General features: G+C 37.3%; 13 protein-coding genes and 2 pseudogenes. 6 read left to right on the top strand and 9 right to left on the bottom strand.

Translation table 11 applies throughout. The annotated features are described in order from the left end of the window. Positions 1–188: 188 nt before the first annotated feature. The 3 genes and pseudogenes from FJR05_RS11645 to FJR05_RS27645 all read left to right on the top strand — a co-directional run. Positions 189–1106, top strand: a pseudogene (locus tag FJR05_RS11645) (molybdopterin molybdotransferase MoeA); the annotation flags it as partial. A gap of 211 nt (positions 1107–1317) precedes the next feature. Then, positions 1318–1572 carry a hypothetical protein gene (locus FJR05_RS11640; RefSeq protein WP_015079760.1) on the top strand — a complete coding sequence of 85 codons (255 nt, stop codon included), beginning with the start codon at positions 1318–1320 and terminating at the stop codon, positions 1570–1572. Positions 1573–1726: 154 nt separating this feature from the next. After that, positions 1727–1852: a hypothetical protein gene (locus tag FJR05_RS27645; RefSeq protein ID WP_256376191.1), complete on the top strand. Its 126-nt coding sequence runs from the start codon at positions 1727–1729 to the stop codon at positions 1850–1852. A gap of 96 nt (positions 1853–1948) precedes the next feature. Here FJR05_RS27645 and FJR05_RS11635 read toward each other — a convergent pair whose 3' ends face one another. Further along, positions 1949–5653: a pre-peptidase C-terminal domain-containing protein gene (locus tag FJR05_RS11635; RefSeq protein WP_168644236.1), complete on the bottom strand. Its 3705-nt coding sequence runs from the start codon at positions 5651–5653 to the stop codon at positions 1949–1951. A gap of 310 nt (positions 5654–5963) precedes the next feature. Between FJR05_RS11635 and FJR05_RS11630 the strand changes: the two are divergent. Beyond that, positions 5964–6383, top strand: a pseudogene (locus FJR05_RS11630) (molybdopterin molybdenumtransferase MoeA); the annotation flags it as partial. Between the two features lie 366 nt (positions 6384–6749). On the opposite strand, the gene FJR05_RS11625 reads toward FJR05_RS11630, so the two are convergent. From FJR05_RS11625 to FJR05_RS11590, 8 genes are all read right to left on the bottom strand, one after another. Next, positions 6750–7202, bottom strand: a complete 453-nt coding sequence (locus FJR05_RS11625) for a hypothetical protein (protein WP_168644235.1) — start codon at positions 7200–7202, stop codon at positions 6750–6752. Positions 7203–7215: 13 nt separating this feature from the next. Continuing rightward, on the bottom strand, positions 7216–7554 hold the full coding sequence (locus tag FJR05_RS11620) for a hypothetical protein (RefSeq protein ID WP_371416879.1): 339 nt from the start codon (positions 7552–7554) through the stop codon (positions 7216–7218). Between the two features lie 217 nt (positions 7555–7771). Next, complete coding sequence (ftsH3, locus tag FJR05_RS11615) at positions 7772–9616, bottom strand: ATP-dependent zinc metalloprotease FtsH3 (RefSeq protein WP_168644234.1); 1845 nt, start codon at positions 9614–9616, stop codon at positions 7772–7774. A gap of 264 nt (positions 9617–9880) precedes the next feature. Continuing rightward, positions 9881–10666 carry a hypothetical protein gene (locus FJR05_RS11610; protein WP_168644233.1) on the bottom strand — a complete coding sequence of 262 codons (786 nt, stop codon included), beginning with the start codon at positions 10664–10666 and terminating at the stop codon, positions 9881–9883. After that, on the bottom strand, positions 10630–10845 hold the full coding sequence (locus tag FJR05_RS11605; protein ID WP_254446912.1) for a hypothetical protein: 216 nt from the start codon (positions 10843–10845) through the stop codon (positions 10630–10632). The genes FJR05_RS11610 and FJR05_RS11605 overlap by 37 nt, the downstream gene beginning before the upstream one ends. Beyond that, positions 10821–12035 carry an acetate kinase gene (locus tag FJR05_RS11600; RefSeq protein ID WP_168644232.1) on the bottom strand — a complete coding sequence of 405 codons (1215 nt, stop codon included), beginning with the start codon at positions 12033–12035 and terminating at the stop codon, positions 10821–10823. The genes FJR05_RS11605 and FJR05_RS11600 overlap by 25 nt, the downstream gene beginning before the upstream one ends. Before the next feature lie 41 nt (positions 12036–12076). Then, on the bottom strand, positions 12077–12775 hold the full coding sequence (locus tag FJR05_RS11595; protein ID WP_168644231.1) for a DUF4231 domain-containing protein: 699 nt from the start codon (positions 12773–12775) through the stop codon (positions 12077–12079). Then, complete coding sequence (locus FJR05_RS11590; RefSeq protein ID WP_254446911.1) at positions 12768–13481, bottom strand: hypothetical protein; 714 nt, start codon at positions 13479–13481, stop codon at positions 12768–12770. Before FJR05_RS11590 ends, FJR05_RS11595 begins: the two co-directional genes overlap by 8 nt. A gap of 123 nt (positions 13482–13604) precedes the next feature. Between FJR05_RS11590 and FJR05_RS11585 the strand changes: the two genes are divergently transcribed. Both FJR05_RS11585 and FJR05_RS11580 read left to right on the top strand, forming a co-directional pair. Beyond that, entirely contained in the window at positions 13605–16136 is a 2532-nt protein-coding gene (locus tag FJR05_RS11585) for a filamentous hemagglutinin N-terminal domain-containing protein (protein WP_168644229.1), read from the top strand. Then, positions 16133–17041, top strand: a complete 909-nt coding sequence (locus tag FJR05_RS11580) for a ShlB/FhaC/HecB family hemolysin secretion/activation protein (protein WP_254446910.1) — start codon at positions 16133–16135, stop codon at positions 17039–17041. The genes FJR05_RS11585 and FJR05_RS11580 overlap by 4 nt, the downstream gene beginning before the upstream one ends. The last annotated feature ends 168 nt before the right edge of the window (positions 17042–17209 follow it).

The raw sequence follows: 17209 nt of genomic DNA, 5'->3' as shown, positions 1-17209 counted from the left end.
CAACGCAGACACAGCAGTTTTTATGTAGGTCAACATCTCTATTATTGGCTTGGGGTACATCAAATGTTCCAAAAAAGTATAGAAGAACTAATGCAATTTAGCCGCTATCGGTTGAAGGATTACATCAAAGGGCAAAGAGCTATGGAGCTTGCTCTATCTACCTTCTAGCTATCTTGTCCTCCTGTCAGGCAATAATCCCAAAAGGTGCGGATACTGTAGTCATGCAGGAAAAAACTAATTTGCAAGAAAATTACGTTTCTATTCTTACTGCACCGCAACCCCAAGAGTTTGTTAGACACCAAGGAGACTTTTACCAAGCGGGAAAAGAACTTTTACCAGCAGGAATTCCCCTCAACGCATCAGAAATTGCTATTTTAGCGGCTGCACAATTACATAAAATCAATGTTTTCCGTCGTCCACGAGTGGCAATTTTTTCTAGTGGTGATGAGTTGGTAACACCAGAACAAACTCTAAAACCTGGACAAATAGTAGATTCTAACCAATATGCTTTAGCTGCTTTGGTAAGAGAGTTAGGTGCAGAAGTGTTAATGTTAGGAATTGTTAAAGATGATCAAACTGCTTTAACAGAAACTATAAATTATGCCATTAATAACTCTGATATAGTTCTTTCTTCTGGTGGAGTTTCTGTTGGTGATTATGATTATATTGATAATATATTAGCCTCTCTAGAGGCAGAAATCCATTTTCGTTCTGTGCAAATGCGTCCAGGAAAACCTTTAACATTTGCAACATTTCCCAATTCTCTTTATTTTGGTTTACCGGGAAATCCCGTTTCGGCTTTGGTGACATTTTGGCGATTTGTACAACCGACAATCAAAAAACTTTCAGGACTTAATAAAGGTTGGGAAGCGAAATTTATCAAAGTGAAATCCCATTCCGAATTAAAATCTAACGGGAAAATGGAAACTTATATTTGGGGTAAATTAAATTTAAATGCTGGTATTTATGAATTTCAGCAAACAAGTGGAAATTTAAATTCTGGGAACTTAATTAACTTAGCTCAAACAAATGCTTTAGCTGTTTTACCAGTAGGAAAAACCTTAATTTTACCAGGAGAAGAAACCTTAGTTTTACAAATAGGATAATAGCGAATTAACTCTCCGCGTCTCTGCGCGAAAAAACAGGCTCTTGAGTACATACAGCACTTCCTGGTGTTATGAGGTACAAAAACCCTACAATCCTACCATCCCTAACAGCCATATCTTCGGTCAGCTTTGCTATCGCTCCTAATCTCAAAGCAAGTTATTGTATTGTAAAATAGGAAATATGAATTGAGTTTGTAATTAGGAATATACTATGACTATAGAACGCTGGAATGACGAAATGCTTGATGAATTAGCATCAAGTGTAAGTGAATTAAGAGAAAGTATGACTGAGGTTAAAGATGGTATAGATGGTTTAAGAATAACTGCTCAAGCTTTGTTACAATTGGCTGCTCAAAATCAACAAAATATGGAATTAATAAAAGAAAGACAGGCTGAAAGCGATCAGAGATTTAATGTTATACTTGAGGAAGTTCGCTATTTAATTCGAGGTAATCAAGCGAGCTAGGGATTGAGTATTACATGGAACACCAATGGTAAATTTGTGGATTATAGGACATTTTTAGATTGAGGAATTACGTTGATTTTATCGAACTTTTTACCATAACTTGTAAGGGTTTAGCAGGGCTAAACCTTTACACCTACATTCATCCTTAAAAGAAATGATGTCGCAGATATCTACATCCCCAAAAGCGATCGCACTTCCCCGCATCCCCAAAAGCGATCGCACTTCCCCACATCCCAAACAGCGATCGCACCTCAAAAAGTTGGGAATTTGTCAATTTTAATCAAAAGATGGGTAAGGTGGGCAACTATGATAATTGTCTGTTTTGATCAGAAATTTTCATAATCTGCTCCCTACAAACCATATCAAAAAATAGAGTTTAGGTAATAACCAAATTCTCTAATTGCAATCTGTATCGAGTATTAACAGTGGAAGCAAATCTATAAACGTAAAGATAGTAATTACCAGCAAGTAAGCCAGAAAGAGTAATTGTTTCTGATAGATTTCCTAGATTTGTTGAAGTAGCAATCACTTCACCTGGATCAATTAAGCCGTTATTATTACTATCATAAATTAGGCTCATATCCGCATTATCAGTTAAGCCTGTGAGAGAAAATGTGAGGTTAGTAGTTCCAGCAAAATTGAAACGGAAAAGGTCATCAATACTGCTATCACCCACGAATCCGTTAACAACATAATAATAATTGTATACCTTTGGAGTTAAAGTACCAAAATCATGATTAACTATTTTTAAATTGTTACCTATTGGTGGTGCAGAGACTGTTAATGTTGTGTTCAAATTGTAAGCAGTATTGATGTTGACTATGTTACCAAAAGAGTCAACGTAATTGGTTGCATAAACGTCAACGTAATAAGTTCCCGCAGCTAAATTAGAAAGATTAAAAGATTCTGATGTTGTACCCGTATTTGTGGAAGTTGCAATTACTTCACTAGGTTCAAAAATACCGTTATTATTAGCATCATAAATCAGTCTCATGTTTGCATCATCAGTTAAGCCATCAAGAGTTGCATTTAATGTGCCAATTCCATCAAACTTAATCTTGTAAAACTTGTTAGGAAAACCGTCGTTAACATTAACATTGTTATTATATATCCTGTTCCGAGCAGTTCCGGCAACTACCGTACCAAAGTCAGTAAAAGCAGCTATTCTGAATTGATAGGGAGTATTCGCAGAACCGACTCGATTAATATGGAAGTAGTAAGTACCAGGAAGCAAGCCAGCACGAGTAATACTTTCTGATAGATTTCCTAGATTATTTGAAGTGAGAATTACTTCACCTGTGTCAATCAAACCGTTTTTATTGCTATCGTAAATTACGCTTATATCTGCATTATCAGTTAAACCTATAAGATTAACTGTGAAGTTAGCATTTTCGGTAAAGTTGAAACGGAAAAGATCATCAAAATTGCTATCACCAACTGTGCCGTTCCATGCAGTAGCCCAACCCGGACCAAAGTTACCCATATCATAAGTAACTGTGTTTAAATTATTGCCTATTGGTGGTGCTGATGCTGCGAATTTATTAAAATTCAAATTGTAAGAAGTCTTGATATTAACTTTGTTACCAAAAGAGTCAACATAATTAGTAGCATAAACGTTAACGTAATAAGTTCCCGCAGCTAAGTTAGAAAGATTAAAAGATTCAGATGCAGTACCCGTATTTGTGGAAGTAGCAATTACCTCACCTGCGTCTATAATGCCATTATTATTAGCATCATAAATTAGTCTCATGTTTGCATCAGCAGTTAAGCCATCAAGGGTTGCATTTAATGTGCCAATTCCATCCAACTTAATCTTGTAAAACTGATCAGGAAATTCGCTGTTAACAACATTATTCAGTTTCCAAATCCAATTACTACCAGCCGTAAGCGTACCTAAGTCAGTGACCGCAGTAGTCAAAGTATTCCCCGTACCACCTAGCGCGGGTAGAGAATAGGGTTGAGCTACACCATAGTTAATATTCCAACCCACATCTCTCAAAGCGGCTAAAGAAAGTTGGCTCAAAGACATAATAGTGCTAGTCATTGTCTCAGCCCCAAAAACATCTTTGTTCCAATGATGAGTATAGTCATAAAGAGGACCCATACCTGTCATCATTGGTATAGTAGTTTGGGTGAATGTACCCTTTAATTCTCCATAAACCCAACCTGCGTAGGTATTCGCATTGTAAGTCCATGTAGATTTATCAATACTATTTGCAGCCCAACCCACAAGTCCCAAAATATGACCTATTTCATGGACTAATAGACCTGGGTTACGTTCAGAATTACTAACTTTATTCAAATCATTCACAACGTCAGGGCTTAATCGAACTTCTCCTGATATCGGTATATATCGACCATTCGCATCTCGTCTCGTAATTTGTCCTGTGGCTATGCCCATCCAACCTGGTAATGAACTATCCTTAGATACATTAACAGTTAAAATATGAGAACCATTGAAACTGCTGTAAGAAATGGCTTTTTCCCACAAATCTGCTGCTTTACGAATTGTCGCTTGAGCAGTGGCATTCATACTGCTATCCACGTTGAGTTGAATAGAGAATTTGCGATCATCACTAACAGCAGGTGTAAAATTAGTAGCGAGATTGTAATTAGCAGTTTGATTGTTATAACTCATTACTTGTAAATAATAAGTTCCGGGATTTAGGAAACTACGAAGCGCCTCATTTCCTGTACCTCTTTCCCATTGCCAAGCTAGTATTTCACCTGTATCTATTATACCCGTAGTAGAATTATATAATTGAGCAGTATCTATGACTCCATTGTTATTTTTATCTTGAATCAAACGGACATCTGCATCTCCAGTTAATCCAGTTAGATTAGCTGTGAAAATACCTGATTGACTAACTGTAAAACGATAAAAATCATTAAGATCAAGATTACTTACAGAATCATAAATCGGACGAGAACCAATAACAATATCTCTGGCAGTATTCAAAGTATCATAACCAATAAAACCATCACCATTAGCATCTATCCCAAAATTAGTTTCTTGAGTTGAAGCTTCTAGAGAATTTAATGCCCATTGTCCCTCAGAAGAAACCCAATTCCAGTTATTATCCAAATGCCAGATATGTAGATAGTTACCATCAACATTTTTCCAGAGGACTTGGTTATCTCCATTAACGGTTTCTGTTGCTATAGTTTGCCATCCTGAACCGTAGATATCTTGGTAGATTTGTTGTCCACCATTTTTGATAGCCGTTGGAGTATTTGTTCCTATTTGGGTAAAGTATTCATTAGCTGCATCTTTGACTAGCTTGGTATTACCAATTGCTTCTATGATTCCATAGCCAATTTTGCCATCACCATTAACATCTATCCCAAACTTAGTTTCTTGAGTTAAAGCTTCTGGAGAATTTAATGCCCATTGTCCTTCAGAGGAAACCCAATTCCAATTATTATCTAAATGCCAGATATGTAGATAGTTTCCAGCAGTATTTTTCCACAGAATTTGGTTATCTCCATTGACGGTTTCTGTGGCTAGAGTTTGCCAGTCTAAACCGTAGATGTTTTGGGAGATTTGTTGTCCACCATTTTTAATGGCAGTTGGGCTATTTATTCCTACTTGAGTAAAGTATTTGTTGGTTGGATCTTTGACTAAAAAGGTATTACCTATTGAGTCAATTGGAATGTAAGGATTGCCAATAACACCATCACCATTAGCATCTATACCAAAAACAGATTCTTTACCCCAAGCTTCAGCCGAATTTAATGCCCATGCTCCCTCAGAAGAAGCCCAATTCCAGTTATTATCTAAATGCCAGATATGCAGGTAGTTTCCAGAAACATTTTTCCAGAGAACTTGGTTATCTCCATTGACGGTTTCTGTTGCTATAGTTTGCCAGTCTGAACCGTGGATGTTTTCGTAGATTTGTTGTCCACTATTTTCGATAGCAATTGGGGTAGCTGTTCCTATTTGGGCAAAGTATTTGTTGGTTGCATCTTTGACTAAAAAGGTATTACCTATTGAGTCAATATTTGTAAATAGCTGGTTCGTTCCGCTTAGATTAAGACTGGTAGCAGAATCTAGCGTATAATCTGCGACATCTAACACCATGTATACATACTCAGTTTATATACTTATCATCTTTACATACTTTTATGATTAAAAATACAGTATTATTATTGAATTTAAGTATAAATTTATCATGAAGTGTTAAAAAATCTAATCCCCAATTAATTAGTTTTATAATAGATTAGGGATTTAAGTCAGTGAACAGAAAAATTTAAAGGTATGTAACGGTATGTAAAGTTGTCTCAATGCGAGATTTTGATTGAGTTTCAGCCATTTTACAAAACGCAATAAATTTCGCTTTTATTATATACACCTACTTACTCCTTATCAACAGTAATTAAACAACGCACTCTTAGGGCAAAAAATCCATTTTCGGGCTGTGCAAATGCGTCCAGGAAAACCCCTCACATTTGCCACATTTCCTAATTCTCTTTATTTTGGTTTACCAAGAAATCCCGTTTCGGCTTTAGTGATATTTTGGCGATTTGTCCAACCAACAATTAAAAAACTTTCGGGAATTAAGACAGGTTGGGAAGCAAAGCTTTTAAAAGTGAAATCCCATTCCGAATTAAAATCTAACGGGAAAATAGAAATTTATATTTGGGGTACTTTAAATTTAAATGATGGTATTTATGAATTTCATCAAACAAGTGGAAATTTAAACTCTGGGAACTTAATTAATCTAGCTCAAACAAATGCTTTAGCTATTTTACCAGTAGGAAAAACCTTGATTGTACCAGGAGAAGAAACCTTAGTTTTACAAATAGGATAAAATAAAAATTTAATAATGGTATCATGCAAGTCCTTGTCGTACCGTTGACAATTTCACTTTTAGTATTACAGTCGCCTACTCTATCATAAGTGTAACCATAGATGCGATCGCCATTAACGGCATCAATGATTTTCTATTGGGTCAACCGATACAAATTATCGTAAGTGTAATCAACAATACGTCTATTATATTCGATAACTTTGATGCGATTTCCTACTTTTTCAAGAGTATATTTAAAGTCAGATAATTAGATGGGGCAAATAATATTAATGTTGGGTTTCCTTGCGTCAACCCAACCTACGAGGAATTGCGATTCCACTTAGATTTTGTTGGGTTTCACTTCGTTCTACCCAACCTACAATTATCTTAGGTGTTCGTAACTTGTCTTTTATCAAGCACAAGTAAAGGAGAATCTATATCTAAAAGCCAATTTTCATCAATCAATTCCATATTTTCATTATAGATAAGAACTAACTCACCTATTTTTTGAATTATTGGACTTCCGAATGGGTAAGGTTTATCATGGGGATCATGAGGGATAATTTTAGCATAAATAGTAGTAGTACCAATAAGAGAAAATTTGAGTTTTAGAAAACGGTTATCTTGGGTAACACCTACAAAACTGCTGACTAATTTTGCTTCTATGGGATGAGGTAAAGTAATTGAGTCATAATATTCATCCTGTTCATCCCAATAACCATTGATTGTATAACAGCATTGTTCAAGATGTTTTTGAACAAGAGAATTAGTATCTAAATTTTCTAATATTTCAGTTAAATCTTGCCAGATTTGGTGATTTTTCAATTGAAGTGTAGTCATAATCTATTCTGGATTAATGTTGTGTTACAAAACCAGGAAAATGTAATATACCATTAACATATTTGGCGTGAAACCGTCTATCACCACCGCTACCTAAGACTTTAGATTTTAAATTATATCCTTTTTCTTGAGAATCAACAAGCCCAATACTACCCTGTGGGTGTACTAACCCTTTCGCAATTGCCTTTAAATGCTTTCCTTTACTATCATATCTTATACCTAATTTTATTTGTTCGTCGCTAAATGAAACTTGCAAATCATAAGTCGAAGAATATACAACGTCAGGTTGAATATCTTGCCAATTATTGGGTAATGGTAAAACTTCCATGATATCTAGTACAACACGGCGCAAATAAGATGACCATTAAAAACCGCGAAAATTTGATTGATTACAAGGATTAAAAATGGTTCATTCACTTACGCCGCACAGTACTAGTAATGATGCCTTTATGGAATCGAATAATAAATTAAACAATAGTATCATGCAAGTTTATAGAAAAATACGATGAGATAAAAAAAGGGTAATTCCAGAAAAACCAGAATTACCCTAATTAAAAGTTTAAGAAAAATTACGCAAAAGCTGCCATTTTCACATCGTTATTACCAAGGATTTGTTGTAATTCCTCAGCGTCTACGGTTTCCTTTTCAATCAGCATTTGAGCAATTTCATCTAATACCTTGCGGTTATCAACTAAAACTTCTTTAGCTCGACTGTAAGCAGTATCTACTAGCTTCCGAACTTCTTCGTCAATAGCAGCAGCGGTTTCTTCTGAGAAGTCACGTTCTGACATGATATCTCGACCCAGGAACATATTTCCTTGTTGACGACCAAGGGCAACTGGACCCAAGCGATCGCTCATCCCAAACCGAGTTATCATTTGTTTAGCTACTCTAGCCACTTGCTGTAAATCATTAGAAGCACCAGTTGTAACTTCCTCTTCACCAAAGATAATTTCTTCAGCTAAACGACCACCTAAAGCCACAGCCATTTGATTTTCCAAATAAGCACGGCTATATAAACCAGTGTCCATACGGTCTTCGCTAGGAGTAAACCAAGTTAAACCACCCGCTTGACCACGAGGAATAATGCTAATCTTTTGCACAGGGTCATAGTCAGGCATTAAAGCCCCAACTAAAGCGTGACCTGCTTCATGGTATGCAACCAAAGTTTTGCGCTTTTCGCTCATTACCCGGTCTTTCTTTTCGGGACCCGCTAATACACGGTCAATTGCATCATTAATTTCATCCATCGAAATTTCAGTTAAATTCCGACGGGCGGCTAAAATTGCGGCTTCGTTGAGTAAGTTAGATAAATCTGCACCGGTAAAACCAGGAGTCCGACGGGCGATTTTATCCAAATCTACATCTTTAGATAAAGTTTTACCACGAGCGTGAACTCTCAAGATTTCACTTCTACCAGCGTAGTCGGGACGGTCTACCACAACTTGACGGTCAAAACGACCTGGACGTAATAAAGCAGCATCTAATACATCAGGACGGTTGGTAGCAGCAATAATAATAATCCCAGTGTTACCTTCAAAACCATCCATTTCCGTTAGTAACTGGTTGAGGGTTTGTTCCCGTTCGTCGTTACCACCACCTAAACCAGCACCCCGTTGACGACCTACTGCGTCAATTTCATCAATAAAGACGATACAAGGAGCATTGGTTTTTGCTTGTTCAAATAAATCGCGGACACGGGAAGCACCCACACCAACGAACATTTCCACAAATTCAGAACCAGAAATTGAGAAGAAAGGAACACCAGCTTCTCCAGCAACAGCCCGCGCAAGGAGGGTTTTACCTGTACCTGGAGGTCCAACTAAAAGTACACCTTTAGGAATTTTTGCACCAATGGCGGTAAAGCGATCGGCATTCTTTAAAAAGTCTACAACTTCATTTAGTTCTAATTTGGCTTGGTCAATACCCGCAACGTCACCAAAGGTAACTTGAGTTTGGGGTTCCATTTGCACTCTGGCTTTAGATTTACCAAAGTTCATAGCTTGGCTACCTGGACCACCTTGAGCGCGACGGAGGAGGAAAAATAAACCAACTAGCAACAATACAGGGAAGAATAAGCTGCTGAGAGCCTTAAACCAAAATCCTTCGTCTGCTTGAGGTAATACGGCAATATCAACACCTTTAGTGGTTAAAGTATTGATTAAATCTGGGTCATTAACTAAGGTAACAATCTTTTTGTTAGGGTCATATTTAGGTGTCACCAAGGCTGTAGACCGGTCAGAACTCAAACTAACTCTCTCAACTCTGCCTTTTTCAACTTCTTGGATAAATTGACTGTAACGCCATGTTTCTCGGCTTTGAGGTTGTTTGTCAAACAATGCCGTTCCTAGCGCAATAACAACTATAAAAAGGAGCGCGTACAGCCCCGTATTTCGCCATCTTTTATTATTCACCGATGTTGATTCTCCTGTACTTGTTTGCTGCTTATACCTAGCTTCTCTAAGGAAGAGGACATTATGATAATTATGTTAACTTATCTTAATATATCTTAAAATAACCCTCCTGTCATGATCAAAATAATCTCTTCTACCCCACAGGTCTAAAAGATGAGGATAGTGGGATTTCTATTGTAACGATTCTTCGCAGGAGTCAGGAGTTCGGAGTTCGGAGTTCGGAGAAAATTACCCAATGACCAATGACCAATGACCAATAACCAATCAATCTTTTTCTGGTGCTTTAATACTAACTGTGCCGTCGGCATTTGTAACGACCTTTCCTCCCAAGGCTTCAATTTCCTTAATTGCTCGTTTGCGAGTTTTTTTATCTATATTATTGTTTAAAACCATTGCCCATGTAGCCACTCGTGCTGCTTTACTATCAGGATTTTTACTCAAAAATTCGGCAGTTTTCTGAGAAATAAATGCTACTTGCTTACCTTCTTCATCAGTATAAGTGCTTGCCCATTCTGCGGCTTTGAGAAAAGATTTCTTTGATGATTGAGCATTACCTAAAAATAATAGCTCATCTGTGCCTTTATAACGCCAAATATAATATGATCTGGGGGGAATTTGTGGTGATAAAGATTTTAATCCTTTTTCCATCAAAGCTATAGTCCTATCTGGCATACCACCGTATAAAGAACTACTTATAGAAAGACTTAAATAAGCTTCCAAAAAACGTGGATCACGGTCTAAAATAACTTCAAAATACTCTGGGCTGATACTGTATCCAGTTTTATTTCTGGCTTCATCATCACCGAAGAATTGCAAAAAATCAATATATACCCAATTGGCAATGAGGTTTTTATAACTAAAACTGGGGATTGCCTGAAGTAAGTTTAAGCGAAAACTTTCTTTTTTGAGGTCTTTTTGGAGAGCTTCTACAGAAATAGATTGTTTATTAATTAATAGTTTTTGCAGTTTTGGTATTTGCATTAAGCTAATACTGACAATACAAAAGCAAGCAACTAAGGGTGTGATAATAGCTTCACGAGATAAAAACATAGTAAGGGAATAGGGAATGGGTAATGGGTAATGGGTAATGAGTAATGGGTAATGGGTAATGGGTAATGGGTAATGGGTAATGGGTAATGGGTAATAGGGAGGGATTTTCTTCTTTTTTCTCCTGACTCCTGACTCCTGACTCCTGACTCCTCTATCATTGTTGCAGTAATTTCCAACATTGTTGAGCTATTGACCAGTCTTCTTGAGTTTCTATGACTAAGACTCGCACTGTGGAATCAGATGTGGCAATATCAATATCAATGGGTTGTTGGTGATTTTTAGCTGAATCAATTTTCAGTCCTAAAAATCCCAAAGCTTCACAAGCAGCTTGACGGATTGCTGGGGAGTTTTCACCGACTCCAGCGGTAAAGACTAAAACATCTAAACCTTGTAAACTAGCCAGCATTGCTCCGATACCAGCCCGGAGGCGATGTACGTATATATCCCAAGCGAGTTGAGCGCGTTGATTACCTTGGTCTTTTGCGGCTATCACTGCTCTTAAATCACTAGATACTCCAGAAATACCTTTTAATCCTGAAGCTTTGTTTAACACATTATCTAATTCTTGACTAGAGTAATTATACTGTTGCAATAAATAAATTAAAATCCCTGGATCAATTGAACCACTGCGGCTACCCATCATTAAACCATCTAGGGGAGTAAATCCCATTGTGGTGTCAATACTGCAACCATTTTTGATGGCTGCTAAAGAACAACCATTGCCTAAATGACAGGTAATTATTCGCAGAGATTGTATATCTTGACCAAGAATTTCCGCTGCTCGATTGGCACAATACTGATGACTGATGCCATGAAAGCCGTAACGGCGAATACCTTGCTCTACTAATTGATATGGGATAGGATAGATGGCTGCGGCATCGGGTAATGTCCGGTGAAATCCGGTATCAAAAACTGCGATTTGGGGGATATTTCCCAGACTATTTTCAATGGCTTCAATGCCAGCTAAAGCGGCTGGATTGTGGGCTGGGGCTAGATTACATAGATGAGCGATCGCCTGTTTAACATCTTCAGTAATTATCACAGCCTCTTGGTAATCTTGCCCACCATGTACTACTCGATGTCCTACCACATCTATGGCTGCTAAATCATCAATTACCTTGGTTTCACCATTTGTAAGAGTAGATAACAAATGAGTAAATTGCATCTGTCGAGAATCAGCAGCCAGGGTTTCTTGCAGTTTTGCACCTGTAGCGGTTTTAACTGTAATTTCTGCCTGATTTTGGTCTTCAGTCCAATTTATTTTTCCTTCCCAAAGAGGTTGGGGGGCTAAATTAGGAATTGGGGATGTAATATCATACAGACAACTCTTTTGGCTGCTAGAACCGGCATTGAGGATGAGTATTTTCATAAATTCAAATTCCCTGTTCCCTATAGTTAGCTTTTTATCTACTATGAATTAACCGCAGATTTACCCACTTTAGAAACAGAATTATCAACGGAATTATCATCCCAATCTAGGGCTACAGAATCATCTTGAGCAGTGGTTTTCAGAGAACTACTTTTAGTAATTTCTAATTGATCACTTTGATCATCATTATTAATGCTATTTTCATTATTCTTATCTTCCCGTTTCTTCTCTTGAACAACTTGAGTAGCGTAAATTTCTACATCCCGTTGAATAATTTCTTCTACCTGTCCAGCAAAAGAGGTAAATGCCTCTTCATGAGTTTTATAAATAACATAAGAACCCGTCAATTGAAAAAATTGCCAACCTTGGGTTTTTAAAGATTCTACTGTGCGGCGATAGTGTCGCCAACGTTCTCCATAGTGAAAAAATTCCTCGACAGCGGCACTAATCGCCACAACTTGACTAAGACCAAAAGTTCCCAAAACAAGAATATCTCTGACTTTACCATTATTAAAATTCAGACTAACTAAAGCCGGGAGAATTATACCACCAACTATCGTTATTATCCTCGCGGTGTAATACCGATTTCGTGCTTTTCCCGCTTGTGCTTCCATCCAGAGAACTTGATCTAACCACCGAGAATTTAAAAACTTTCTTTGTAAATCTGGTAGTTTTAATGTATCAAAAATCTCACCAAAATCTTTCTTTAAAAACTCCCGATAAGGGTCTTTATTAGCCATGATTCACTCCTCCATTAGAAAGTAAATTAGTAATTGTTTTAGTTAACTCTTCTGGTTCTGCATCTAAATTAATTGTTTGTAATTTGCCAGATGCAGCTAATTTTGTAGCGCGTTCATCAGTGGTATTTCCACTTAAAGCTAAAGCAAGTTTATCGGCTGTTCTGCCACTACCAGCGATCGCTATCACTAATCTTCCCGCAGTAATACTACTCAACGCATCCACAAAGGTAATTTCTCCGCCATTAATTAGCACCGTTAGCGATGGATATTCCCCAGCTAAAACAGTGGCAACATCTACTATCCAAGGAGATTCATCACCCCAATTATTGCCAGGAACTAGGACAAAATGAGTATGATCAGCCTGTAGAGGTGAAGCATCATCTGCTGGTGTTGTAGTTTGCTCCGATAGAACCACTTTACCCACTGGCGCGACACCAATTAACGGAAACCGGGCATTGATATGATTACGGGCATAACCCATTAATCGCATCACCCCCGCATCTGTACCTCCATCTACCACATAAGCGCCCAAGGTTTCAGCAATGGGAGCTAAAACTTCCACAAACAAGCTTTGAATCCGCAGGAAATCAATATCGCTAATCTGACTTGCACCCCCGACTATGACTAAAACCGGCTGGGAACTAGTGAGATTTATTTGTCCGAGTGCATAAGGCAGTTCAGCAACTTCAGATACTTTAATTGCCAATGCGGTTTGTTTTTGATTAAAAGTAAGCTTAAAAGGATGCTCCATGTATTCAAATTGACGTAATATAACTTACAGCTTAGTATATTTAATTGTCAACACCAGTACAATATCATTTAATGTAACGTGAGTAACAACAACCATTTTAGTCAATATCAAACTAGGTTTTCGATGGTAATGAGGACAATTACCTCTTTGTCCGTCTTGCTTGTATCCACCCCTGAAATAGTATCAGCACAAATTACACCTGATGCCACTTTGGGTAATGAAAACTCTCTCGTCACACCAGGAGTGAATATTAAAAATCAACTTACTGATGTTATAGAAGGTGGTGCAAAAAGGGAAAATAGTCTATTTCATAGCTTCTCAGAATTTAATGTTAATAACGGACAGAGAGTATATTTTGCTAATCCACCAGAAATAAATAATATTTTTAGTCGAGTAACAGGAAATAATATTTCTCATATTTTAGGAACATTGGGAGTAAATGGTAATGCAAATCTTTATTTACTTAATCCCAATGGGATAATTTTTAGTAAAGATGCCTCATTAGATATCCAAGGTTCATTTTTTGCAACTACAGCTAATAGTTTTACATTTCCAGATGGGAGTGAATTTAATGCCACTAATCCCCAAATACCATTATTAACAATGAGTGTTTCTGAAGGTGTACAGTTTGGTTCACAACTAGGGGATATTAGCAGTCAGGGGAATTTAATAACTGAAAATGATTTAACTCTCAGTGCGGAAAATTTGGATTTACAGGGAACACTAGAAGCAGGTGGCGATTTAACCTTAGAAGCAACAGGAGATATTCAAGTTAGCAACACGAACATAAATTCTAATTCTGAAACAGGAGATATTTCTCTAATAGCCAATGGAGATATTTCTATCAAAAATAGCAATATTATCAGTAATATTCCGAAAGATACAAGCGAATTTTCTACAATTCAGATTACATCTGTAATGGGTTCTGTTTACATAGCAAATAACACTAAAGTTAGTGCCGAAAATAAATTTAGTGGACTGGCTGGTGATATATCTATTCATGCCAAAGATCGCATTGAAATAAATAAAAGTGAAATTAATGCAGATGGAAATTTTGGACGCATCTTTGTTGGGTTTCATGATTCATTCTCTCCACAAAATATTGAAATTAATCACAGTAATTTAACAACGACAGACAAAAATCCAAATCCTGAAAATGCAGAACGCGACCGTCAAGCAGGATTAATTTATATTAAATCACATGGTAGTACCACCATTACAAATAATAGCGAGATTAAGTCTCTTATTAGTAATGGAAATGGTGGAAATATTAACATCTCCACAAATTCCCTTTTTATTAATAACTCTCAATTAGATACCTCTATATATGGAAAAGGAACTGCTGGAAATATTACTATAAATGTTCAGAATGAAACAAGTTTGTCTAATGCTGGTAGCATTATCAATGCAGTGCGAAGAGGAGCAGAAGCTAAGGGTGGAAATATAGAAATTAAAACAGGCAGTCTTAATCTTACTAATGATGCCTTTATTGACACTAGCACTTTTGGTAAGGGTAATACAGGAAATATTTTAATAGAAGCGAAGGATACGATATCTTTTGATAAGAATAGTCAATTATATAATCAAGTAGAATCAGGAGCAGTGGGTAATGGTGGAAGTATTGACATCAAAGCCGATGACCTATCTCTATCTAATAATAGTCAAATTACCGCTAGTGCCTTCGGTAGAGGAAATGCAGGGAACATTAAAATCACTAGCTCTAATATTAATTTAAACTCCAAAGCAATCATACAAGTTAATAGTGAAAATATTGACCCCGAAAGTTCGGCTGGAACTATTACCCTAGAAACTAATTTTCTGAAATTAGATAATGCTTTTCTAAGTGCCAAAAATGAGAGTGGTAAGGGTGGTGATATTAAAATTACAACAGAGAATTTACTTCTGCGTAATGATAGTCAAATTTCCTCGAAAGCTGGTTCAAGAGGAATTATTGGAGATGGTGGCACAATTACTATCAATGCGGAAAATGGTTATATAATTGCCGTCCCTACAGAAGATAGTGATATTATTGCTAATGCCTTTGGTGGTAAGGGTGGCAAGATTGATATTAAGGCTGTTCAGACTTTTGGATTGACAAGAAGAAAAGGATTAAATACAAACGACTTAGAAAAAATTCGTGAGAATAGAAGTAGTGATATTAGTGCTAGTTCTGATAGTGGAGATGATGGAGATGTAGAGATTACAACTTTAGGAATTGATCCCAGTCAAGGACTCGTTGCAATACCTACAGACCTCGTAGACCCGTCAGGATTAATTGCTCAAGGTTGTAATTCTAATAATAGTAATGTTGCTCAGAGTCAAAGTGAATTTGTTGTCACTGGACGTGGAGGTATCCCACCCAGTCCTGATGATGTGCTGACTCCTGGAGTATTACCAGCTAAATGGGTGACAAGATCAGAAGGTAATCAGGCAATTTTACCTATAGGGATGATATCTACTACTGCGCCTTTAGTGGAAGCTCAGGGTATGGCACGTAATGCTAATGGTGATATAGTTTTAATTGCCCAACCTGTAATTTCTACTAATTTCCAGCCTGGGTTATCTAGTCAATTATGCGGGGTTGCTCAGAAGGAAAAGAATAAATTATGACTTGTCTTGATGTTGCATCTAGCCAAAAAATTGGAGAAATAACCAAAAAATCGAGTTTATTTGTATATTGGCGCGAGATATTTGCACTAATCGCTCTGGTTGTTCCTAGCTTCCATACACAACCTTTATTAGCCCAAGTACCTCCAGAGGTTAAACCACCTTCGAGAGAATCCCTCCCAGAAGCCCAACCGTTGCCAGTATTACCACCACCTGACCAATTGCTACCAATTCCCTCACCAATACCGAACCAACCCCAAGTGACTCCACAGACACCATCTACAACCTTGGTAGTGGAACGGTTTGAGTTTGTCGGGAATACGGTTTTTAGTGCTGAGGAATTGGCGAAAGTTGCTGCACCCTATACGAAACGGCAAATTAGTTTTACTGAACTGCTGCAAGTCCGTTCTGAGATTACGAAATTATATGTAAATAAGGGCTATGTGACATCGGGGGCGATTATTCCTATTCAAACTATTAAGAATGGTGTGGTGGTGGTGCAGTTGGTAGAGGGAAGTTTAGAGAAGATTAATATTACGGGTACAAGTCGCTTAAATAGTAGCTATATTAGCGATCGCCTATCCCTAGCTGCTGGGAAACCATTTTCACGCGATCGCCTCCTCGTTGGATTGCAACTCTTACAACTTGACCCCCTCATTAAAAACATATCTGCGGATTTACAAACTGGTATCCGTCCAGGGACTAATATTTTAGAAGTTAAAGTTACTGAAGCTGATTCTTTCCATACTCAACTATCTATAGATAATGAACGCAGTCCCAGTGTTGGTAGTTTGCGAAGGCGAATTAATATTAATGAAGCCAATTTATTAGGATTGGGAGATGGTTTCAATTTTGGTTATACAAATACCAATGGCAGTAATGGCATAGCTGACAGGAGGACAAGATAGCTAGAAGGTAGATAGAGCAAGCTCCATAGCTCTTTGCCCTTTGATGTAATCCTTCAACCGATAGCGGCTAAATTGCATTAGTTCTTCTATACTTTTTTGGAACATTTGATGTACCCCAAGCCAATAATAGAGATGTTGACCTACATAAAAACTGCTGTGTCTGCGTTG

The organism is Dolichospermum sp. UHCC 0259, from assembly GCF_009711935.1.
Taxonomy (GTDB): Bacteria; Cyanobacteriota; Cyanobacteriia; order Cyanobacteriales; family Nostocaceae; genus Dolichospermum.
This window is presented reverse-complemented; position numbering and strand designations above follow the sequence as displayed.